At 32.3% G+C, this 21,220-nt stretch carries 19 protein-coding genes and 1 pseudogene; 17 read left to right on the forward strand and 3 right to left on the reverse strand.

From position 1 onward, the window contains the following. Window positions 1–23: 23 nt before the first annotated feature. Window positions 24–797 (forward strand): S-methyl-5'-thioadenosine phosphorylase, encoded by a 774-nt coding sequence (mtnP, locus tag ACJMLB_RS01215; protein WP_295606999.1) that lies wholly within the window; start codon window positions 24–26, stop codon window positions 795–797. A 503-nt stretch (window positions 798–1,300) separates the two neighbouring features. Further along, the gene (locus tag ACJMLB_RS01220; protein ID WP_295606998.1) at window positions 1,301–2,011 is read left to right on the forward strand and encodes a hypothetical protein; all 711 of its coding nucleotides are present in this window, start codon (window positions 1,301–1,303) and stop codon (window positions 2,009–2,011) included. A 106-nt stretch (window positions 2,012–2,117) separates the two neighbouring features. On the opposite strand, the gene ACJMLB_RS01225 is transcribed toward ACJMLB_RS01220, so the two are convergent. Continuing rightward, window positions 2,118–2,312 (reverse strand): helix-turn-helix transcriptional regulator, encoded by a 195-nt coding sequence (locus tag ACJMLB_RS01225; RefSeq protein WP_295606996.1) that lies wholly within the window; start codon window positions 2,310–2,312, stop codon window positions 2,118–2,120. 185 nt (window positions 2,313–2,497) lie between these two features. On the opposite strand from ACJMLB_RS01225, the gene ACJMLB_RS01230 reads away from it, so the two are divergent. From ACJMLB_RS01230 to mtrA, 10 genes and pseudogenes are all read left to right on the forward strand, one after another. Continuing rightward, window positions 2,498–2,797: a DNA-binding protein gene (locus tag ACJMLB_RS01230; RefSeq protein WP_295606994.1), complete on the forward strand. Its 300-nt coding sequence runs from the start codon at window positions 2,498–2,500 to the stop codon at window positions 2,795–2,797. Window positions 2,798–3,191: 394 nt separating this feature from the next. Further along, entirely contained in the window at window positions 3,192–4,340 is a 1,149-nt protein-coding gene (locus ACJMLB_RS01235) for a tocopherol cyclase family protein (protein ID WP_405289208.1), read from the forward strand. Between the two features lie 119 nt (window positions 4,341–4,459). Beyond that, window positions 4,460–5,149, forward strand: coding sequence for a diacylglycerol/polyprenol kinase family protein (locus tag ACJMLB_RS01240; RefSeq protein ID WP_295606992.1), 690 nt, complete (start codon window positions 4,460–4,462; stop codon window positions 5,147–5,149). Between the two features lie 873 nt (window positions 5,150–6,022). Then, complete coding sequence (locus ACJMLB_RS01245) at window positions 6,023–8,233, forward strand: CDC48 family AAA ATPase (RefSeq protein ID WP_295606989.1); 2,211 nt, start codon at window positions 6,023–6,025, stop codon at window positions 8,231–8,233. 439 nt (window positions 8,234–8,672) lie between these two features. Then, entirely contained in the window at window positions 8,673–9,506 is an 834-nt protein-coding gene (locus ACJMLB_RS01250; protein ID WP_295606986.1) for a methanogenesis marker 8 protein, read from the forward strand. 205 nt (window positions 9,507–9,711) lie between these two features. Next, window positions 9,712–10,347, forward strand: a complete 636-nt coding sequence (gene queC / locus ACJMLB_RS01255) for a 7-cyano-7-deazaguanine synthase QueC (protein ID WP_405289205.1) — start codon at window positions 9,712–9,714, stop codon at window positions 10,345–10,347. A 74-nt stretch (window positions 10,348–10,421) separates the two neighbouring features. Beyond that, window positions 10,422–10,781 (forward strand): 6-carboxytetrahydropterin synthase, encoded by a 360-nt coding sequence (locus ACJMLB_RS01260; protein ID WP_298536524.1) that lies wholly within the window; start codon window positions 10,422–10,424, stop codon window positions 10,779–10,781. Window positions 10,782–10,849: 68 nt separating this feature from the next. Continuing rightward, window positions 10,850–11,458 (forward strand): 7-carboxy-7-deazaguanine synthase QueE, encoded by a 609-nt coding sequence (locus tag ACJMLB_RS01265; protein ID WP_405323021.1) that lies wholly within the window; start codon window positions 10,850–10,852, stop codon window positions 11,456–11,458. A 130-nt stretch (window positions 11,459–11,588) separates the two neighbouring features. After that, window positions 11,589–12,011: a universal stress protein gene (locus ACJMLB_RS01270; RefSeq protein WP_405289201.1), complete on the forward strand. Its 423-nt coding sequence runs from the start codon at window positions 11,589–11,591 to the stop codon at window positions 12,009–12,011. Between the two features lie 362 nt (window positions 12,012–12,373). Continuing rightward, window positions 12,374–12,913, forward strand: a pseudogene (gene mtrA / locus ACJMLB_RS01275) (tetrahydromethanopterin S-methyltransferase subunit A); the annotation flags it as partial. 180 nt (window positions 12,914–13,093) lie between these two features. Here mtrA and ACJMLB_RS01280 read toward each other — a convergent pair. Next, window positions 13,094–13,546: a MarR family winged helix-turn-helix transcriptional regulator gene (locus ACJMLB_RS01280; protein ID WP_405323023.1), complete on the reverse strand. Its 453-nt coding sequence runs from the start codon at window positions 13,544–13,546 to the stop codon at window positions 13,094–13,096. Between the two features lie 194 nt (window positions 13,547–13,740). Here ACJMLB_RS01280 and ACJMLB_RS01285 point away from each other — a divergent pair, with 194 nt between their 5' ends. Further along, the gene (locus tag ACJMLB_RS01285; RefSeq protein WP_405323024.1) at window positions 13,741–14,841 is read left to right on the forward strand and encodes a cation diffusion facilitator family transporter; all 1,101 of its coding nucleotides are present in this window, start codon (window positions 13,741–13,743) and stop codon (window positions 14,839–14,841) included. Window positions 14,842–15,024: 183 nt separating this feature from the next. On the opposite strand, the gene ACJMLB_RS01290 is transcribed toward ACJMLB_RS01285, so the two are convergent. Further along, complete coding sequence (locus tag ACJMLB_RS01290) at window positions 15,025–15,795, reverse strand: SDR family NAD(P)-dependent oxidoreductase (protein WP_405323027.1); 771 nt, start codon at window positions 15,793–15,795, stop codon at window positions 15,025–15,027. A gap of 457 nt (window positions 15,796–16,252) precedes the next feature. Between ACJMLB_RS01290 and thiC the strand changes: the two genes are divergently transcribed. The 4 genes from thiC to glmM form a co-directional block, all read left to right on the forward strand. Next, window positions 16,253–17,527 (forward strand): phosphomethylpyrimidine synthase, encoded by a 1,275-nt coding sequence (thiC, locus tag ACJMLB_RS01295; protein ID WP_405323029.1) that lies wholly within the window; start codon window positions 16,253–16,255, stop codon window positions 17,525–17,527. Between the two features lie 53 nt (window positions 17,528–17,580). Continuing rightward, complete coding sequence (locus tag ACJMLB_RS01300; RefSeq protein ID WP_296856692.1) at window positions 17,581–19,236, forward strand: ATP-dependent DNA ligase; 1,656 nt, start codon at window positions 17,581–17,583, stop codon at window positions 19,234–19,236. Between the two features lie 244 nt (window positions 19,237–19,480). Then, a complete protein-coding gene (locus ACJMLB_RS01305) occupies window positions 19,481–19,879 on the forward strand; it encodes an exodeoxyribonuclease VII large subunit (protein ID WP_295605647.1) in 399 nt (132 codons plus the stop codon). 110 nt (window positions 19,880–19,989) lie between these two features. After that, window positions 19,990–21,220 (forward strand): phosphoglucosamine mutase (gene glmM, locus ACJMLB_RS01310; protein WP_405323032.1); only part of this gene is annotated, 1,231 nt, incomplete at its 3' end.

Below are 21,220 nucleotides of genomic sequence, written 5' to 3' on the forward strand. Positions count from 1 at the left end.
TTTATTTTTATTGAGGTTATCATATGATTGGAATTATTGGTGGTAGTGGAGTAGAAGAAATAAGTGAATTGGCAGATGCAACTGAAACCAAAGTTATTGAGACTGAATATGGCTCTGTTGAGGTTTCCCTTTTAAGCATTGGGGACAAGACAGTTGCTTTCTTGCCAAGACACTCTGCAGGTCACACTTGCCCTCCACATAAAATCAATTTTAAGGCAAACATTATGGCACTTAAGGAGTTAGGAGTCACTCAGATCATGGCTACAAATGCTGTAGGTTCACTTGATTTGGATATTGGCCCAGGATCTATAGTTCTCCCAGATGACTTTTTGGATTTCACTGTAAATAGGGATAGGACTTTCTATGATAATGAGGTTATTCATATAGATATGACTGAACCCTTCTGTAACAGATTAAGAGGAGCTATTTTGGCTAATTCTGGATGTGTAAATGGGCCTGTGGTTGATGGAGGAACAATTGTATGTACCGAAGGACCAAGATTTGAAACTCCTGCTGAGATTAAAATGTTTAGCATACTTGGAGGATCAATTGTTGGCATGACCACCTTGCCTGAAGCGGTTCTTGCAAGGGAAAAGGAAATGTGTTATGCTCCTATAGCTGTTGTTTCCAATTATTCAACTTCCATTTCCCCCACTAAATTGAATACTGATGAGGTTTATGGGATAATGGCTAAAAAGAAAGGGGAATTAATTAAATTATTGTTCAACACAATCAAGGAATTGTCAAAAGAGTGTGATTGTGAGTGTCATCACATTTTAGATGATGCTCATATGTAGTTAAATTTTTTTTATAATTTTAATTAATTTTTTATTTTTAACTATTTTTTCTTATTTTATTGTGCTTTTTTTAGCTTTAATTTTATTTTTTTCAATAAATTCAAAACCTTTATATGCAACCAAGTTTATATAATTGTTACCATATCAACCACATAATCTAAAATTTTCAATCATGTTAAAACGAGGGTGTTTTCATGTTTGGATTTAGTTATTATAGATTTAATGAAGGGGGCATGAATCTATAATTGTGGTTGATTACACCAATAGATCATCATAATAGAGTTTCATCATATTAAATCACTCCTATATTTCGTTTGTTCATAGTATCAACTCATTTGTGCCTTTGTATTTTGTTTGCATTTTTTAGTTATGATGATTTTTTGGGAGAACTTGGTTGGGATATTATTTAATAGGTTTCAAGGGGGCCTATTTTATAATTGGGTGGGTTGTTCTTATTTAACGTATTTTGTTGTCGAATGAATTTTCATCTGTGAGGTGTTTTAATGAATGATTTTGGTTTAGTGCAATTGATTTGGATTAAGAGATTGGTAAGTGAAACAGCTAGGATAAATACTTTAATTGAATGCAACAGATTATCTGAAAGAGACGTGAACAGATATAAATCTGTCATTTCAGCTATTGATGACTTCTGTGCATTTGTAATTAACTCCCAAAACTGGAGAGATTTCAAAAATATCTCAAGCATTGTTGATGAAGTTGAAATGGTTTTGTTCCAACATTTCTATGAACAGATAGGTGCTTTTGAAGATGAGGAAGTTCATTTGGATTTATCTGGTGGTGATGAAGTCAATCTCAGATTTGAAAATCCATTCATTGAGAATCAAAGGTTTGGTGTAATTGATGATAATGATTTTGAAAAGGTTATCAATGGGCCTGTATTGGAAGGGGATATTGTTGAAATCCCTAATGAGTTTGAATTTGAAATAAATGATGAAAATCCATTATTGGAGCTTTTTGACATGAAACCTGATGAATCCCGTGAGATTTCTGTAGTGGATTTTATAAAGATCCTTACTCAAAATCAAGAAGGCCTCAGTTTCACTTTGGCTCCAGAAGCATTTCCAGATGAAGAGGATATCTTAAGTGAAGATGAGGAAGTTTCATTGGAGGAATTCATTGCACACCTTATTGATTTCAGCTCTTCAAAAGGCATGGACTTCGGCATATTTGATTATAATGATGATTTTGATTAAATGAATTCATCATTTCTTTTTACTATTTTTTACTTATTTTAGCTTGTTTCAATTATTTTAAATTCATATCCTAAATTCAATTCTAAATTCTACTTTTAGTTTTCATTCATATTTCGCTAATGAATATGTCTTCTATTTTCACATCAAACTTATGGGCTATTTTAAAGCCAAGTTCAAGTGATGGATTGTATTTGTCATTTTCAATAGCCACTATGGTTTGTCTGCTGACTCCCAATTCATTTGCCAATTCCTCTTGGGTAATATTCTCAATGGCTCTGTAAATTCTTAGATTATTTCTCATATTTGCCCTCTTTTTTATAAATTGATTTGAATTTTAAAATATTATGTAAAGTTATATTTACTTATTGTATAAATATATTTACTTTATGTTAAATATTATTTACTATTCCTATGTATTTATATAAGATTATGAATATATATTCAAAATGTAATTTGATATAAATAAAAAATAAGGTAGTTGATAATATGGAAAAAGCTTTAACTTTAAAATATACTTGTAAAGATTGTGGATTCACTTGGATTACCTTAAATGGTGAACACTCAATCTGTCCTAAATGTCACAGTGAAAATATTGAATTTCTAGAAGAAGTGAAAGATTTGGATATTGATGCAATTCTTGCTCATAATAAAAGGAGAGGTGGATGTTGCGGATCAGCACGTGGAAAAGGTCCTTTAACCTGTGGTAAACCTATGCCTGATCATGCTAATCCAAATATCCCGCACCATCACCATGATAAGAAAACTTGTTGTGGTTATAACGAATAGTTAAAATTTTTACCCTCAAATTTATTTTCTCTCCTTTTATTTATTTTCTTTTCTTTTATCTTTTGGAGTTGAGGGTTCTTTTTTTATTTTCTTTTATTTTCTTTTATTTTTTCAAAAATTCCAATTTGATTTTTTCTCTTTTTTAAACAATTAAATGTTCCACCTTTCATTTTTCTTAATTAATCCCTATTTTGCCCTATTTTCTCAAGTTCCCCTAATTTAAATAATAAAATATTTATTATAAATGGAATATAAATTAAAATATAGGATATATCGGTTGATTATTAAGCGATTTAAGTAATTGGCTGATTAGACTTATCAAAATTATTTAAATAATTTAGATTCTATATTTTTTGAATTATCAAACATGAACATTTTCTTTTGGAGGATTTTGATGAATAAAAGTGATTTGAAAAGAGACCATTATATGTTGAAAGGTCCCCTTGCTAAGCAAGGTTATGACTGGTGGTGGCATTCTTTAACAGCTTACAATAAGGAAACTGGTGAACCAAGACCATTCTTTATAGAATACTTTGTATGTAACCCAGATTTAGCTGAAGATGAACCTACCTTAGGTCAAGACCCTAAAAACATTGAAGCAGGTAAAAGACCTTCTTACTGCATGTTAAAAGTTGGAGCATGGGGTAAGGAACCTAAACAGATTCATAATTACTATTCCATGAAGGATTTCTCATGCCCTGATGATAAATTGGATATAAAAGTTGGGGAATACAGCTTAACTGAAACCCATATGACTGGATACTGTAAAGTTACTGAAGAGGAAGCACGTGAACATCCTGAATACATGTGTGATGCAGGAGAAATGAAATGGGACTTGGATATTGACAAGCAAATCACTTTTAATGTAGGATATGGTGCAAATGGCTTCTTCAGAAAATTGAATGCTTTTGAAATGTTTTGGCACGCTGAAGGAATAAAGACCCAATACAGCGGTACCATTGAAATGGATGGTGTTGAGTATGAAGTCATTCCTGAAAAATCCTTTGGATATGCTGATAAGAACTGGGGTGGAGACTTTACAAGCCCTTGGTTATGGATTTCCTCCTGTAATCTGACAAGTTTGATCACTGGCAAGAAACTTAATAATTCTGCTTTTGAAGCAGGGGGTGGAAAGCCTAAGGCATTCGGCATTTCACTTCCTCGTAAATTGCTGATAGGTTTCTATTATGAAGGAAAGATGTATGAATACAACTTTGCAAGATTCTGGAATAATGTAAGAGTTGATTTCGGTTTCAAAGAAGGAGAAGAAGTGAACGAATGGTTCATCAATTGCAGCAATTGGAACAGCAAGCTTGAACTCAAATTATACTGCAAACGTGATGAAATGTTGCTTTTCAATTATGAAGCTCCTACCGGTAAAAAGTTACACACCCGTCTTTGGAATGGTGGAAACGGTTACGGTGAAATCAAGTTGATGAAAAAGGACGGAACCTTAATTGACCATATCAAAATAGAAAATGCAGGTTGTGAATACGGAGAATATGATGATGATAGGACTCACAATATTATAGATGACAGATAAGTTATCTATAATATTATTTTTTTTATCATATCAATTCCTTAATTGATTTAATATTTATTATTTTTAAAATTGTTATATTATTTTCTGTTTTATGATTAATTTTGTTTAAGAGAGATATTATGTTATTTAGCGATATAATTGCATTAGTCATTGTTTATCTTTATGTAGTTGTCATATTCCTATTGGCAGAAAAGGTTTTAAAGAGCAAGCCGGAAGTTTCTCGTAAGTTTGTTCATATCATGGTTGGTAATATGATATTTGCCATGCCATTCTTCTCAGATCCTTCAATCTTACTTTGGTTTATCACATTGCCTATAACAATCGCTCTGTTCTTCTTGACAGAGTATTCACCAATAACAATCCACAATAGTGTAACTGAATCTGGTCATGCATTAGGCTTGTTCTTCTATGCGGGTATTTGGTCAGTATTGCTTTTGATATTCCCAATTTTAATAGATCCTAATTTGCTTTGGATTGTAGCATTAGCTATTGTTCCTTTAGTATATGGTGATGGATTTGCAGCACTTGTCGGTGCAAAATGGGGTAGAATCAAATACCATATATTTGGTGGAGAGAAAACTCTTGCAGGTTCCCTTGCAATGCTTTCTGTAACTGCAGTTTTATCTGTATTCGTATGGGTTTTCTACACTGCAATGGGATACACCCTTCCAGAACTTAATTTCTGGTACATCTTGATTATTTCTGCAATTGCAACTGTTGCTGAAGCTATCAGTTATGGTGGTATTGATAACCTTACTGTACCTTCTGTAACTGCAATCTTATATTATTTGGTTGCAACTATATTATAAAACGTTATCACTTTTGTGATAACCTTTCTTATTTTTTAATTATTCCTTAATAATTTTTTAATTATTTTTTATATTATTTTTATAAATTTTTATACAAATTCTCTTTTTGTTTTTATCTATTCAAATGATATCATGTTTCTTTTTATTTTTTACACTTAAATAACTTAAATTTATTTTTATTTTAAATTCTTTATTTCTGTTTTAAATAAATATTTTAAGATATTTATTAATAATATTAATTTTAATCATTTATTTAATTTATTTAACTATTTTAAATTATTTTTTTCTATTTTAATAAATTTTAAATTAAAATAACTTTTTGTTAATAAAATCGAAACATTTATATACTATGAAGTGCAAGTATTATTTAGTTACAAAAACTAACTAAAAGATTTACATTAATAATTGTTGATAAATTTTTAATAAATTCTTTTAATTCTTTATTTGGTTAATTAAATCAAGTAATTATGATTAAAACGATTGAATAATTGAATTAATGGAATTTAACGAGAATTAATTCTTTTAATTATTTATTGATGATTAATTTGTATTTATTTGGTTATTTAAATAAATTGATGGTCTTTAAATCTTTAGTTTAATTTTAATGTATTTGTTGAAGTTTTTAAAATTTCATTTGTTTGTATTTGACCAATCTTTTATTGGATTATTGATTAAATTCAGGCATTAATAAAATAATTTTAAAATTAATTCTAAACAATTGATATTTCTGTACCATCAATGATTATTAATGGTCTTTTATTATTTATTGTAACGAAAATTAGCTAAGCAAATCTTAGTTAAAGATCCAATTAGCTAATTATCATATTTATCTATTCATTACTATTCACAAAAAAATAAAAGGAGTTGAAGGTTATGGCTGATGTAGAACTTAAAATCAAAGTTGCAGAAATATTATCTCAAAAAGACGTTGGTAAAAATATAGCTAAACTGGATATGGAATCCATGTTTAAATTAGGTCTTAAGGATGGGGATTTAATCGAGATTATCGGATCTAAACATACTGCGGCTGTTGCAATTGCTTCTCAATCTGATATGGAATCAATCATAAGGATAGACGGTACAACCCGTAAGAATTCAGGTGCTTCAATAGGTGAGGAAGTTACCATCAAAAGAGCAGAAGCAAAAGAAGCTAAAAAAATTGTTCTAGCTCCTATTGATGCAAGAATCAGGATTGGTGGAGATTTCAACAGAGCATTCAGAAACCAAGTAATGGTTCAAGGGGACTTGATTAATACTGGTATTAAAACCCCTCAAAGAAGAGCTGTTGGAAGCGGTTTCTTTGATGATATCTTTGATGACATCATGAATGTTCCAGGCATTGGTGCAATGAGCCAAATCAAGTTGGCAGTTGTAAGCACTAACCCTGGAGGTGTTGTAAAAGTTGGTCCAAACACTAAGGTTGAAATCAACGAGGAACCAGTAGATGTTTCCAAATTGGAAGGTGTATCCAATCTTGTAGATATTAGTTACGATGACATAGGCGGTTTAAAGGATGAGGTTAAAAAGGTCAGGGAAATGATCGAGATTCCTCTTAAGAAACCGGAATTATTTGATAAGTTAGGTATTGCTCCTCCAAAAGGAGTATTGATGCACGGGCCTCCAGGTACCGGTAAGACCTTGCTTGCAAAGGCGGTGGCAAACGAAAGTGATGCTCACTTCATTGTAATCAACGGTCCGGAAATCATGAGCAAATATGTTGGTGGATCTGAAGAAAACCTAAGGGAATTCTTTGAAGAAGCTGAAGAAAATGCTCCATCCATTATATTTATTGATGAATTGGATGCTATTGCACCTAAACGTGAAGAAACTCAAGGTGAAGTGGAAAGAAGAACTGTTGCACAGCTATTGACCTTGATGGATGGTCTTAATTCCAGAGGTCAAGTGGTTGTAATCGGTGCAACAAACAGGCCAGATTCCCTTGACGGTGCACTTAGAAGACCTGGTAGGTTTGACCGTGAAATTGAAATCGGTGTTCCTGATAAAGAGGAACGTAAAGAAATTATGGAAATCCACACAAGAGGAATGCCTCTTGCAGATGATGTTGACTTGGATGATTTGGCAGATACAACCCATGGATTTGTAGGTGCAGACCTTGAAGCATTAGCTAAGGAAGCAGCTATGAGGGTTGTAAGAAGAATCATTCCAGATTTAGGTGCTGATGATGAGATTCCTCCAGAAGTCCTTGAAAAGCTTGTAGTAACCAAGGATGACTTCAAGTCTGCACTTAGAGAGATCCAACCATCTGCACTTAGAGAAGTCCTTGTGCAAGTTCCAAATGTCACTTGGGATGATGTCGGTGGATTGGACGAAGCTAAACAGGAATTGAAGGAAGCTGTAGAATGGCCTTTAAAATACCCAGACAAATTCAAGGAATTTGGTGTAAGACCACCTAAAGGTACCTTATTGTATGGTATTCCAGGTACTGGTAAGACCATGCTTGCAAAGGCTGTAGCAAACGAAAGTGAAGCTAACTTCATTGCAATCAAAGGGCCTGAACTCTTGTCCAAATGGGTTGGTGAGTCTGAGAAAGGTGTAAGGGAAGTCTTTAGAAAAGCAAGACAAACTGCTCCTACTGTAATCTTCTTTGATGAAATCGATTCAATCGCAAGTTCAAGAGGTGCAGAATCTGGTGATTCTGGAGTAACCAAACGTGTTGTAAATCAATTATTGACTGAAATCGACGGTCTTGAAGAGTTAGAGGATGTTGCAATCATTGCAGCTACCAACAGACCAGACATCATAGATCCAGGTCTCATGAGACCAGGTAGATTTGACAGACACATTAAGGTTGATGCTCCAAATGAAGATGCAAGACTTGCAATATTCAAGGTACACACCAAAGACATGCCTCTTGCAAAAGATGTCAAGCTTAAGAAATTGGCTAAAAACACCGAAGGATATGTTGGGGCAGACATTGAAGCTGTATGCCGTGAAGCTGCAATGCTTGCTTTAAGAGAGAACATTGAAGCGACTGAAGTCTCAGCGAAATTCTTCGATGAAGCTATGGATAAGGTGAAGCCAAAAAGCGTAAGTGATGAAGAAGAATTGATCCAATATTACTAATTGGATTAATTACTTTATCACTTTTTTCCTCCTTAATTAACATATTTAATCGCTCAAATCAAATAAATCACACATAAAAAACACAAAATCAAAACATAAAACACACTATAAAATCAACTTAAAACACTAAACATAAGATCAAAACATAAAACACACTCAAAATTAAATTAAAACACTAAAAACACCTATAATATATGCAATGGATTAGAGAATAGATTTTTATACCTTTTATCTATCTTTAATCCATTTCCTCTGTTTTTCTTTTTTATTTATCTTTTTATCTTTTATTATTCATTTTTTATCTTTCTTTATTCTTTTCATTTTTCATTCTATTTTTAAAGTCTTATCCAAATTTAAAAATATTTTTATTGTATGAAAAATAAATTATTATTTAGATAAAATTTCACAATTGTTAATAATTTTTATTATAGGGATTATTATGGATAAGCATGTAATTGAAGCTTTAGGAAAAGCTAGAGTGACTGTTCAATACGGAAAAGTTGTTGATGTTGGAGAACCTAAGATTGAATATTGTCCTCTTTTTCATAAGCATAGAGGAATTGAAAAATTAACTGAAGAAGAAATCAAGAAAAACATAGAATTCAGAATAGATGACTTTGGAATGTGTACCAAAGATAGGGTATTAAGACTTAAGGACTTCTTATCCTTTGGAATTTCTGAAATATTGTCCACTTTACTTGATGAAAATATCATTGACTGTGTAGTGATGGTCTGTGAAGGCTGTGGAACTGTACTTGTTACTGAAAGTGAATTGGCTCAAGGAGTTGGTGGAAGGGTTTCAGGACTTGTTGAAACCAGCCCGATACCTGAACTTATAGAGCAATTCCTTCCAAATCATGTTCTTGATGAGGAAAATGCTTCTATTGATCAAGTGGAAGGTTTTAGATTAGCTATTGAAAACGGATATAAGAATATAGCAGTTACCCTTTGTTATCCTGAAGATGGAGTAATTCTTAGGGAATTGGAAAAGGAATACGATGATGTAAATGTTTATTTATTTGGAGTTCACTCAACAGGATTATCCGAAGAAGAAGCTGAGCTCGTCTTTGACCTCTATGATGTGGTTACTGGCTGTGCTTCCAAACCTATTAGAGAAGTTGGTGCAGAAAGAGCTTTATGCTCTGTTGGAACTTCCATTCCAATTTTTGCAGCAAGTGAAAAAGGAAAAGAATTTGTTAAATTAAGATTGGATAAGATTGGAGGACCTAAAAAGAAAACAGGAAATTCAAGACATCCTGAACCATTAATTTAAGAATCCTTCTTAAATGAAATTAAATATTTTTTCTTTTTTTAATTTTCCTTATAAATCCTTTTTTATTCTTTTTAATCTTTTTTTAATTATTTTAAAATTTTTATTTAATTTAATTATTTTTACCATTTTAATAATTAATTTTAAATGTATTGTAAAACAGAAATATAATATTATATATTTATTAATTTTATTTATGGAGATTTAAATGTCAAAAGATGTAGTTTTAATATTATCTGGAGGATTGGACTCTTCCACTTTATTGTATAAATTATTGAATGAAGGGAATAAGGTAACTGCACTCAGTTTCAATTATGGTCAGAAGGCAGCTATTGAAATTGAAAGGGCAGCAGAAATCTGTAAAATGAATGATGTTCCTCATTTCGTATTTGATATACAGAATATTGTGGATTTGCTTTCAAGCAGCTTGACTGATTCTGATAATGACAATGTTGAAGAGCCAAAGAGCACTGTTGTTCCAAGCAGAAATACAATATTGCTTGAACTTGCAACTGCATTTGCAATAAGCAACAATAAGGAAGAAGTCTATTACGGTGCAATCAAGGCAGATGTCGGTGATTATCCAGACACCACTCCAGAGTTCTTGGAGAAGATCAATGAGTTAAATAAAGTCAATAACTATGAATACATTCCTGTTTGCGCTCCATTTATTGATACCGATAAAAAGGATGTTGTAAAGCTTGCCTTGAAGTTAGGAGTGCCAATAGAAAAGACCTGGAGCTGTTATGTAAACAATGATGGAACTCCTTGTGGAGAATGCTTCAGTTGCAAATCAAGAATAAAAGCTATTGAAGAAGCTAAAAAGGAATTAGGAATGGATTAATAGAATTATTAAATCAATAAAATAAATAAAATCAATCTGATTAGAAATTTTTATTAGTTACGGAGGTTATATTTATGTTAACATTAGTATCAGAACATAGGATTTATGGTTGTCACAAGTTAAAGAACCAAGGTGGAAAATGCACTCAATGGCATGGACACCAATATAAGGTTATTTTAACTTTAAAAGCGCCATATAAGGATTTGGATTATAGAAATATGATTATGGACACCTATGACATTGAAGCAATCTTCAATGAATTCATTGGTGTTGACCATTTGAATTTAAATGAGTTTATGGATTCAGAAGATCCTACTATGGAAGAGATGAGCAAGTTCTTCTATGATGGATTAAAGCCTAAAATCGAATGTTTAGTAAGTGTTGGAGTTTATGAAACTCCGGAGACTGGTGTAACTTACGAACCTATGGAATAAGTTAGATTAAATTGTTAATTATGGTTTAAAATGGGTTCTTTAAAGCATTTTAGAGTTTTTTAAAGTAGGTGATTAAAATTAAGGTTAGTGAAATTTTCACATCATTTCAAGGGGAAGGGCCTTACATAGGAACTCCTGCAACCTTTTTAAGATTATATGGTTGCAATTTGAATTGCCAGTGGTGTGATACTGACATTTCAACATATGAAATGCTGTCTGTTGATGATGTGGCAGAGATTCTAATGACCCAAATGGAGTTCAATAATATAAACTTATTAGTCATAACCGGTGGAGAGCCTACTTTGCAGATGGAAGAGATAAAGCGTTTGATAAAAGAGATTCCTGAAGACATTAAAATTCAGCTTGAGACAAACGGTTCCATTTTCGAATATCTTCCTGAAATAGAATATGTAATCAGTCCAAAGGAAGATAAGGAAAAGGTCTTTGAAAATTATTATAAATATGAAAATGTTTTCTTTAAGTTTGTAATCACTTGTGAGGAAGATATAGATGAAGTGATTTCAATTAAAAACAAGTATGGCTATGATAAGACAATATGGCTGCAAGGGGAATTCAGCAAGGATGCTTTAATGGCTGATTTGATTAGGGAAAACTTCCCTCGTTTAGAAAATATCAAATTATCTGTTCAAACTCACAAATATTTAAGTCAAAGATAAACATTCTCATTAACTTTGTTAATGTATAATCGAATGAATTGATAATATACTTATATAAGTTAAATCAATATATTATTAAGAAAAGTATTTTTTAAATCAAAATTGTATTTTTAAAATTAAGTGTGGAATTATGTATAAAAGAATTTTATTACCAACTGATGGATCTGAACACTCTTTACGTGAAGTTGAAAGAGCTAAACATGTATTGGCGGAAGATGGGGAAATTATAATCCTCTCTGTTGCTATTAAAATAAGAAAGACAGCGTTCCATAGAACCAAAGATGTTAGGAAAATGAATAATGAAGCTGTAAATGAAGCTGAAGATAATGTAAAAGCCATGGCGGATTGCTTTGATGACAGTTTTAATGTCAGGACCATGGTAAAATCAGGTTTCCCATCTGAACAAATCAATAAGGTTGCTGAAGATGAGGATTGTGATTTGATTATCATTGCATCTTCAGGTGTAAGTGGCATTCATAAGTTTGTTCTTGGAAGTGTTGCTGAGAGTGTACTTAAAGAATGTGAAAAAGATGTTTTATTAATTCATAATTAATTAATAAATCATTTATTTTTTAATCTTTTTTTTAATCTTTCATTTATTTTACACATTCCTTATCTTTTTTTTAACTATTTGAATTATTATTTATAAGTTTTATTTTATAAAATACTCAATTGTAATTTACTTATTTTTCTAAAAATCATTATAAAATCTTTAGTTTCTATTTTTAATTGAATTTATTTATCTAAATTAACTTTTAAAGTCTAATTTACTTTTTATACGCATTAAGTGACAAAATATTTAAATACTTATTTCAGTATAAAATTAATTACTTGAATCTAATATTCTTTAGGGATTTGATATCTCTAATAAAATATTGAAAAAATAGCTTATATTAAAAATATGAGAGTGATATTATGGTAGATAAAAAACCTACTGCTGATAACTGGCCTGTTGTAAGTGGAGATTATATTGTTGGGGATCCAGAAAGTCCTGTTGCTGTAACTACTTTAGCTTCTCACAATGAAGACATACCTGCAGCTGCGGGAGCAGCAATTGCTGGACCATGCAAGACTGAAAACTTAGGTATTGAAAAAGTGGTGGCAAACATCATTTCAAACCCAAACATCAGATTCTTGATTCTTTGTGGAGCTGAAGTGCAAGGACACATTACTGGTCAAAGTATGCGAGCATTGCATGAAAATGGTTGCGACCCTGAGAAAAAGAAAATCACTGGAGCTACTGGTGCTATTCCATTTGTAGAAAACATTCCAATGGAAGGTGTAGAAAGATTCCAGCAACAAGTGGAACTTGTTGATCTGATTGACAATGAGGATGGTGGAGCAATCACTGCTAAAGTAAAGGAATGTATAGAAAAAGATCCTGGTGCTTTAGAAGAAGATGCTTTAGTAATTGATTTAGATGAAGAAAAAGGTAAGGAAAGTACCATTGAAGTATCTTCAAAAAATGAAGAATTAGAGATTGGTGCTTAAAAAGGATTTTATATTTCCTCTTTTCCTTTTTTCTTTTTTTCTTTTTTAAAATTTTTTAAAAATAGTTTTTTTATAATCTTTTTTTTAATAATTTAATTTTTTTAAAAATAGTTTAATACAAGTTAAAGGATATACTTTTTTTATCTATTTTTCAATAATTTTTAAAGCTTTTTTACCAATTTTAGATAATTGGTTTTCCATAAGCCCTATTTCTTCTTCACTTAAGCCTTCAAATAAGACCTTATCGAAATTTCTAAATAATTCGATACATTTTTCAAATGTCTCTTCTCCAGCTTCAGTTAAGTGTAAATTACGGCGTGCATTGTTTTCTTTATCAATTGTTTTATAGACTAATCCTTTTTCTTCTAATTTTTTAAAGGTTTTTGTAATGTTTGCTTCAGACACATATAATCCTTTTGCAAGTTCCCTTTGACTGATCCCATCTTTATAATAGATTTTTGATAAGAACATGGATTCAGCCGGATTAATCTCTAAATCATTGCCATTTTGCTTATAAAACTCTTCGAATCCTTTTTTAATATTATACCAAGAGTTAAGATAACTTTCTTCATAATTAAATACAGAATTTTTTTTCATAGTATATCCCTCACTTTACTAGGATATATAACCTATTTTATATATAAATCTATTTTATTTTCCATTATATTTTTCATTTTATTTTTTGAGGTTTAAGGAACAATTCATAATTGAGAAATATTTAAATGATAAAATATATTTGATTGATTAAAGAGATTATGATTAAGTATCTTTTGATTAACTGAGGGATATCCATGGATAGGGATAAAATTATAGTGAGGACCAGCATTATTGGTATATTGGTAAATCTAGTTCTTGTTGCATTTAAAGCAAGTATTGGAATAATGGTAAACAGTATTGCAATCACATTGGATGCAGTAAACAATTTAACAGACGCATTATCTTCAATCATAACAATCATTGGAACAAAATTGGCAGGTAAGGCTCCAGATAAAGAGCATCCATATGGTTATGGCAGAATAGAATATTTCTCTTCTGTAATCATTTCTGTAATTGTGCTGCTTGCAGGTATAACCGCTTTAGAGGAATCCGTTCCAAAGATCTTTAATCCAGTTCTTGCAGATTATACTTTTGTCTCTATTTTCATTATTGCAGTGGCTGTAGTTGTCAAATTCCTTTTAGGGAGATATGTAAAGGGAAAAGGAAAGGAAATCAATTCACAGTCCTTGGTTGCATCAGGCAGTGATGCATTGTTTGATGCAATATTGTCCTTGTCTACTGTAGTTGCAGCTATTGTAAGCTTAATCTGGAATATCAGTTTGGAAGGTATTTTAGGAACCATAATCGCTTTTGTCATTATAAAGGCAGCTATTGAAATGCTCTCTGAAACATTAAGCAGCATGATAGGAACTCGTGTTGACAGTGAGATAACAGATAAGCTTAAGGATAAAATAAGTGAATTTGATGAAGTCTTAGGTGTTTATGACTTGACTTTGCATAATTATGGTCCAACACAATTGATGGGGTCTGTCCATGTTGAGCTTAGGGATGACTTGAGTGCAAGGGAAATTCATAAGTTAACCAGACGTATTTTATATTCTGTTTATGAAGAGTTTGGAATAATTCTTACAGTTGGAATCTATGCATCAAATACAGACAATGAAGAGGCTAAAGAAATTAAGGGAAGCCTTAATGAAATCATTGCCAAATATCCTGAAATATTGCAAATGCATGGGTTTTACATTGATGAGGATATCAATCTGATCACTTTTGATTTAATCATTGATTTTGATGCAAATCGTAATGATGTAAAAGAGAAAGTTCTAGAGGAAATCAGGAATAAATATCCGAATTATCAATTTGATGCAATCTTGGATGCAGATTATAGTGACTGAAATCACTATAATTTTTTAGAAATTTATTTTATTCGTAATTAATAAAACAATTAATCTTTAACTTATTTTATAAAAACAGTTTAGAATTGTTTAAAACTTGTTAAAAAGAGTATTTTTATTAGAATAATAATTATGGGGGAGTTTTAATAACTCTCCCTTTATTATTCATTAAGTGTTTTCTACTTATATTGCAGTCCATCCACCGTCAATACAGATTAATTGACCAGTACAGAAGCTGGATGCATCAGATGCTAAGTAAATTGCGATACCGTCTAATTCACCAGGTTTACCTAATCTGCCTGCTGGACAGTATGCTGCAATTAAGTCCATGAATCCAGGTAATTCGATGGAGTCTACAGTCAATTCGGTTTCGAATACTGCAGGACCGATTGCGTTTACGGTAATGTTGTATTTAGCCCATTCTACAGCTAAGTTTTTGGTTAAGTTCATTACTGCACCTTTTGCAGAGGAGTATGCGCTGATACCTCCACCAGGGAAGATGACTCTACTGTGGATGGAACCGATGTTGATGATCTTACCGTATTCTTGTTTGATCATGATTTCTCCAACAGCTTTACACATGTAGTATACACCAGTTAAGTCAATGTGAATGTGTCTGTCCCATTCTTCATTTGATTGGTCAACAACCATTTTGTTGTTACCCATACCTGCTGCGTTAACGAGAATATCTATTCTTCCATAAGCATCCATTACTTTTTGTACGGATTCAGTAATGCTGTCGTAGTCTCCGACATCAGTAACAGCATACATTACTTCAGTACCGAATTTGTCTTCGATCTCTTTTTTGTTTTCGATTAATCTTTCTTCTCTTCTAGCAAATAATGCTAATTTTGCACCTTGGCTAGCATATGCTTGTGCAATTTGCCAACCTAATCCAGAGGAAGCACCAGTTACAACTGCTACTTTGTCTTTAATGTCGAAATAGTTTTTCATTTTTATTCTCCTAAAAATTTTTCCAACCAATATTGTGAAAATACTTTTATTTTTAGTTTTTCAACTTTTGGTTATATAATTATTTAATTTTTCAATTATTTAAATATTGTTTATTCAATTTTTTTTGATTTAACCTAGTTAATACTATTGTTTTATTTCATTTTAATGTTATTTTGTTCATTTATATTTCGATTATTTATCCAGTTAGAATTTTATTATATAATGGAATATAAAACTTGTAAAAAATTTCTTAATTCTTTTTATTATTTTGTTTAATTCTACATATTTAGAACTATTAATTTTTTTTATTATTTTTTTAATTAAGAATATCATATTATAACAAATTAATTAAATAATAAATTACATAGTTTAATATGAATAGATTAATTAATGCTATGAACAATTAAAAATAAAAATTATAAACTTAAAACTGATTTAAATTATTAAAGGTGCTTTAATGACACAGATGACTGAAGCTAAGAAAGGAAACATTACTCCTGAAATGAAAGCGGTTGCAGAATTTGAAAGGATAGATGCAGATAAGATAATGAAAGGAGTGGCTAACGGTACTATTGTAATACCAAAAAATATCAGAAGAGATACAAAAGCTTGCGGTATTGGAAAAGGATTAACCACTAAAATCAATGCTAATATTGGTTCATCAAGCAAAATTGAGGATATTGATCTTGAAATGAAAAAAGCAAAGTTGGCAGTTGATTTTGGTGCAGATGCAATTATGGATTTAAGTACCGGTCCCAAATTATTGGAATTCAGGGAAAAGATAATGGGCTCTGTAGATGTGCCTATTGGAACCGTTCCAATTTATGAAGCAGGGGTAATCACATTAAACAAAGGCAATGAAATCATCGAGATGGATGAGGATGACATATGGGAATCAATCATTCATCAAGCAAAAGATGGTGTTGACTTCATGACTCTCCACTGCGGCATAAATCAGGTTTTGGTTGATAAGCTCCAAAAAGCTAAAAGAATGATGGGTATTGTAAGTAGAGGTGGAACTTTCCTTGCTTCATGGATCTTGCATAATGGAGAGGAAAACCCATTATATGCAAATTATGATTATCTTTTGGAAATCGCTTTGGAATATGACATCACCCTTTCATTAGGTGATGGGCTTCGTCCTGGATGCTTATCTGATGCAACTGACACTTCCCAGATTCAGGAATTGGTAACCTTGGGAACACTTGTCAAAAGGGCTCAAGAAGCAGGAGTTCAAACTATGGTTGAAGGTCCAGGCCATGTTCCATTAAATCAAATCAGATCTAATATGGAAATTCAAAAGACATTATGTCATGGCGCTCCGTTTTATGTTTTAGGCCCAATCGTTACAGATTTGGCTCCTGGTTATGATCATATCACTTCAGCTATTGGTGGAGCTATTGCTGCTTCAAGCGGAGCTGATTTCCTATGTTATGTGACACCTGCTGAACATTTGTCATTGCCTTCCCTCGAGGATGTAAAGGAAGGAGTCATTGCAAGCAAGATTGCTGCTCAAGCTGCAGATGTTGCATTAGGTTTGGAAACCGCATGGGAGAAGGAAGTTAAAATGGCAACTGCAAGGAAAAACTTTGACTGGGAAAGCCAATTCAATCTTGCTTTTGATAATGTCAAGCCAAGACATTATAGAAACAAATGTGAACTTGATGATGATGAAATGTGCGCTATGTGTGGAGAATACTGTGCAGTTAAAATAGCTAAAGGAGATTTTTAGATTAATATTACATTTATTGTATAAGTTTATCATGGATTCTTGGGAGTGAAAAGATGAAATATCAAGAACTTGTTAATGTTTATGAGGCATTAGGTGCCACTACAAAAAGATTGGAAAAGACAGATATTTTAGCTGATTTTTTCAAAAGAGTTGAAGAGGAAGATTTGGAGAAAATCACTTTAATGGCTTTAGGAAGCGTTTTCCCATCTTGGAGTGAAGAGGAACAGGGAATAGGAGATAAGCTTGTTATGAAAGCTGTTGGGGATGCTGTAGGAGTTTCTGTAGATGTAGTTGAAGATGCCATCCGTGATGAAGGAGATATTGGAGCGGCTGCAGAAAAGCTCTATGCCAAAAAGGCTCAAATGACATTCTTCTCACAACCTTTAACTGTCAAATTTGTTTATAATCAATTAAGAAAATTGGCAACAATATCTGGAAGCAGGTCCACTGCCCGTAAAATTTCCAATATTCTTGAACTTTTATCTTCTGCTTCTGGAAAGGAAGCAAAATATATTTGCAGAACCATTTTGGAAGAGCTTAGGATTGGTGTAGGTGAAGGAATTATCCGCGATGCAATTTCTCAAGCCTTTGGTGTTGATAAGGCTGTTGCTGAAAGGGCTCATATGTTGACAAATGACTTAGGTCTTGTTGCAAAAGTGGCAAAGCTTGAAGGTGAAGATGGCCTTAAAAAATTGACATTAATTCCTGGAAGAGCTGTAAAGCCAATGCTTGCACAACTCTCTGAAGGTATTGATATAAGCATTGAAGAAATGGGCTGTGCACTTTGTGAGACTAAATATGATGGGTTCCGTACTCAATTCCATAAGAATGGGGATGAGATTACATTATTCACCCGTCGTTTGGAAAATGTTACACATGCTTTTCCAGATGCAGTTGATTTCATAAGAAGAGGGTTCCCGGATGAAGACTTCATTGCTGAAGGGGAAATTGTAGGATTTAAGGATGATAAGCCTCTTCCGTTCCAAACAGTATTGCAAAGAGTCAGAAGGAAATATGATATCCATGATGCAATGAAAAATGTTCCTATAAAAATATTCCTATATGATTTGCTTTACTTTAAGGAGCCTATAGTTGATGAACCTATTATTAAGCGTAGGGAGATTCTGGAAAATGCTGTGGATTGCTCAATTGATGAATTGAACCTCAGTGATATAGTAAAAGTAGGTCCTGAAAACATTGATGATGCTGTAGAGTTGTTCAATAGATCCATAGCTGGTGGGCATGAAGGAATAATGATTAAAAACTGCGCTGAACCGTATATTCCTGGAATCCGTGGAAAGAAAATGTTAAAGTTCAAGGCAGAACCTGAAACATTGGATGCGGTTATTGTTGGAGGAACAAAGGGAATAGGTAAAAGAGGAGAGTTTATAGGATCTTATGAGATTGCTCTTCGCGATGAATATGGTGAATTGCTTACAATCACTAAGATTGGGAGTGGACTTTCAGATGATGATTTGGCAAATCTAACAAGGCAAATGAAAGAAATTATAATCTCAGAGAAAGGAACTCACATTAGTGTCCAACCAAAAATTGTTTTAGAAATAAAATACAGTGAGATTGTTAAAAGTCCAGAATATCCTGCAGGATACTCTTTACGTTTCCCAATTGTAAAAAGCATAAGGACAGATAAGGGTGTAGAGGACATTGATACAATTGAAAGATTGGAATCAATGTATAATGGCCAATAATCTTAATTTTTTATTTCTTTTATTTTTTTATTTTCTCATTTTTTCATTCTTTTTTTATTTTAATGTTTTTTATACATTTTTTAGCCTTTTTTAAATTATTTTATCATTGATATCATTTTAAATAATTAAAATGAGTTTAAAACAATATTAAAATTATTATATGACTTATTTTTTAATTTTAAGCAATATTTATATGTTATTTACCAAATAAATCATTTTAAGAATAATTTTATTTGGTGATTTTATGGAATTAAATGATAAAATAATTTTTAAAGTTGCATTGATTACATCGCTTGTAGGAATTATGGGAATGCTGGTTTTTGCATCTTACATTGAACCAAAGGAAATTCAAGTAAAGGACATTACAAGAAACAATATTGGAGAGACTGTAGCAGTCACAGGAGTGATTGAATCGATTAAGGAGTCTTCAAGTGGAAGCTCTTGCTTTATGGAGTTAAATGATGGCACTGGGAAGATAAATCTGATTATCTTTGAATCGACATTAGTGGAGCTTAAGGATGCTGGAAATGATTTGGACAGCTTTAGGAATCATAAAGTTAAGGTAATTGGCAGCATAACAGAATACAAGTCTTCAATGGAACTGATTTTATCCAATTCAAATTCAATTAAATTGGTTTCTTAGGTTAATTTTTAATAAAATATTTAAACTTTATAAACAAAAATATATTTAGATTTAAAATAATTTTAAATATTATATATTTAATCATTTATTAATTTTACAAAGGTCATAAAATGGTGGAAAAAAGATTATTTGGTACATTTGGTGTAAGAAGAACTGCAAATGATGTTTTGACTCCAGAATTTGCATCACGTCTTGCAGCAAGTTACGGATCAATTGTTCAAGGCACTGTAGCTATTGGAGGAGATACAAGAACCAGCACTCCTATGCTCAAATATGCAATTACTGCAGGATTGCTTTCATCTGGCTGTGATGTGGTGGATTTAGGTATTCTTCCAACTCCCGCTATTCAATATGCTGTAAGAAACTATTATGATGGTGGAATCATTGTAACCGCTTCTCATAACCCTCCAAAGTATAATGGATTGAAATTCGTGGATGAGTTCGGTATAGGGACTCCAGATGATATGGAAATTGAGGTTGAAAAATTATACTTTGACTCAGAGCCTAATAGGGCTTCTTGGGATAAGATAGGAGAATGCTTTACTAATGACACTATAATTAAGGAGTATATTGCAGAGACCATTAAAAGAGTTGATGCAGAAGCAATCAGAAATAGGAAACTTAAGGTTGTAGTTGATTGTGGTTCCGGAGCAGGTTCCTATACAGCACCTTATATCCTTAAGGAATTAGGTTGTGAAGTGACAACCATCAACTGTCAGGCAGATGGATTTTTCCCAGGAAGAGATCCAGAGCCAATTGAACCAAATCTTCAGGATTTAATTGCAACTGTCAAGAATCTCGGAGCGGATATTGGTCTTGCTCATGATGGTGATGCAGATAGGACCATCTGCATTGATGAGAAAGGAAACTTTATCTTGGGAGATAAGACCTTTGCCCTTGTTGAAAAGCATATGTTAAAGGAAAATGGGGGAGGCATTATTGTAACTACTGTAGCTACTTCCCAAGCAATTTATGATATTGCTGAAGAGTTTGGCGGTGAAGTTATATCCACTGCTGTTGGAGATTTGCTTGTTGCAAGAAAGCTTAAGGATACTGATGGATTGTTTGGTGGTGAAGAAAATGGAGGGCTCATTTTCCCAGACTTCATCTATGGAAGAGATGCAGCTATGACTGTAGCGAAAATCCTTGAAATACTTGTTAAGGAAGATAAGCCATTATCTGAACTTGTAGCAGAGCTTCCAGTTTATTATCAGGAAAAGTTAAAAGTCGAATGTGCGGATGACTTAAAGCAAGAAGTCATGACAAAGATTGCAGATGAGATCAAGGAAACAACTGATTTTGAGCTTGATACAACAGATGGGGTTACAATCCTAAAAGAGG

Source organism: Methanobrevibacter sp., from assembly GCF_045114555.1.
Lineage (GTDB): Archaea > Methanobacteriota > Methanobacteria > Methanobacteriales > Methanobacteriaceae > Methanobrevibacter.

Coding starts and splice junctions, on each gene's coding strand:
- ACJMLB_RS01220 (WP_295606998.1), top strand. CDS start 1,301: ATGAATGATTTTGGTTTAGTGCAATTGATTTGGATTAAGAGATTGGTA.
- ACJMLB_RS01230 (WP_295606994.1), top strand. CDS start 2,498: ATGGAAAAAGCTTTAACTTTAAAATATACTTGTAAAGATTGTGGATTC.
- ACJMLB_RS01280 (WP_405323023.1), bottom strand. CDS start 13,546: ATGAAAAAAAATTCTGTATTTAATTATGAAGAAAGTTATCTTAACTCT.
- queC (WP_405289205.1), top strand. CDS start 9,712: ATGTCAAAAGATGTAGTTTTAATATTATCTGGAGGATTGGACTCTTCC.
- ACJMLB_RS01235 (WP_405289208.1), top strand. CDS start 3,192: ATGAATAAAAGTGATTTGAAAAGAGACCATTATATGTTGAAAGGTCCC.
- thiC (WP_405323029.1), top strand. CDS start 16,253: ATGACACAGATGACTGAAGCTAAGAAAGGAAACATTACTCCTGAAATG.
- ACJMLB_RS01260 (WP_298536524.1), top strand. CDS start 10,422: ATGTTAACATTAGTATCAGAACATAGGATTTATGGTTGTCACAAGTTA.
- ACJMLB_RS01300 (WP_296856692.1), top strand. CDS start 17,581: ATGAAATATCAAGAACTTGTTAATGTTTATGAGGCATTAGGTGCCACT.
- ACJMLB_RS01240 (WP_295606992.1), top strand. CDS start 4,460: ATGTTATTTAGCGATATAATTGCATTAGTCATTGTTTATCTTTATGTA.
- ACJMLB_RS01225 (WP_295606996.1), bottom strand. CDS start 2,312: ATGAGAAATAATCTAAGAATTTACAGAGCCATTGAGAATATTACCCAA.
- ACJMLB_RS01285 (WP_405323024.1), top strand. CDS start 13,741: ATGGATAGGGATAAAATTATAGTGAGGACCAGCATTATTGGTATATTG.
- ACJMLB_RS01290 (WP_405323027.1), bottom strand. CDS start 15,795: ATGAAAAACTATTTCGACATTAAAGACAAAGTAGCAGTTGTAACTGGT.
- ACJMLB_RS01270 (WP_405289201.1), top strand. CDS start 11,589: ATGTATAAAAGAATTTTATTACCAACTGATGGATCTGAACACTCTTTA.
- ACJMLB_RS01305 (WP_295605647.1), top strand. CDS start 19,481: ATGGAATTAAATGATAAAATAATTTTTAAAGTTGCATTGATTACATCG.
- ACJMLB_RS01250 (WP_295606986.1), top strand. CDS start 8,673: ATGGATAAGCATGTAATTGAAGCTTTAGGAAAAGCTAGAGTGACTGTT.
- mtnP (WP_295606999.1), top strand. CDS start 24: ATGATTGGAATTATTGGTGGTAGTGGAGTAGAAGAAATAAGTGAATTG.
- ACJMLB_RS01245 (WP_295606989.1), top strand. CDS start 6,023: ATGGCTGATGTAGAACTTAAAATCAAAGTTGCAGAAATATTATCTCAA.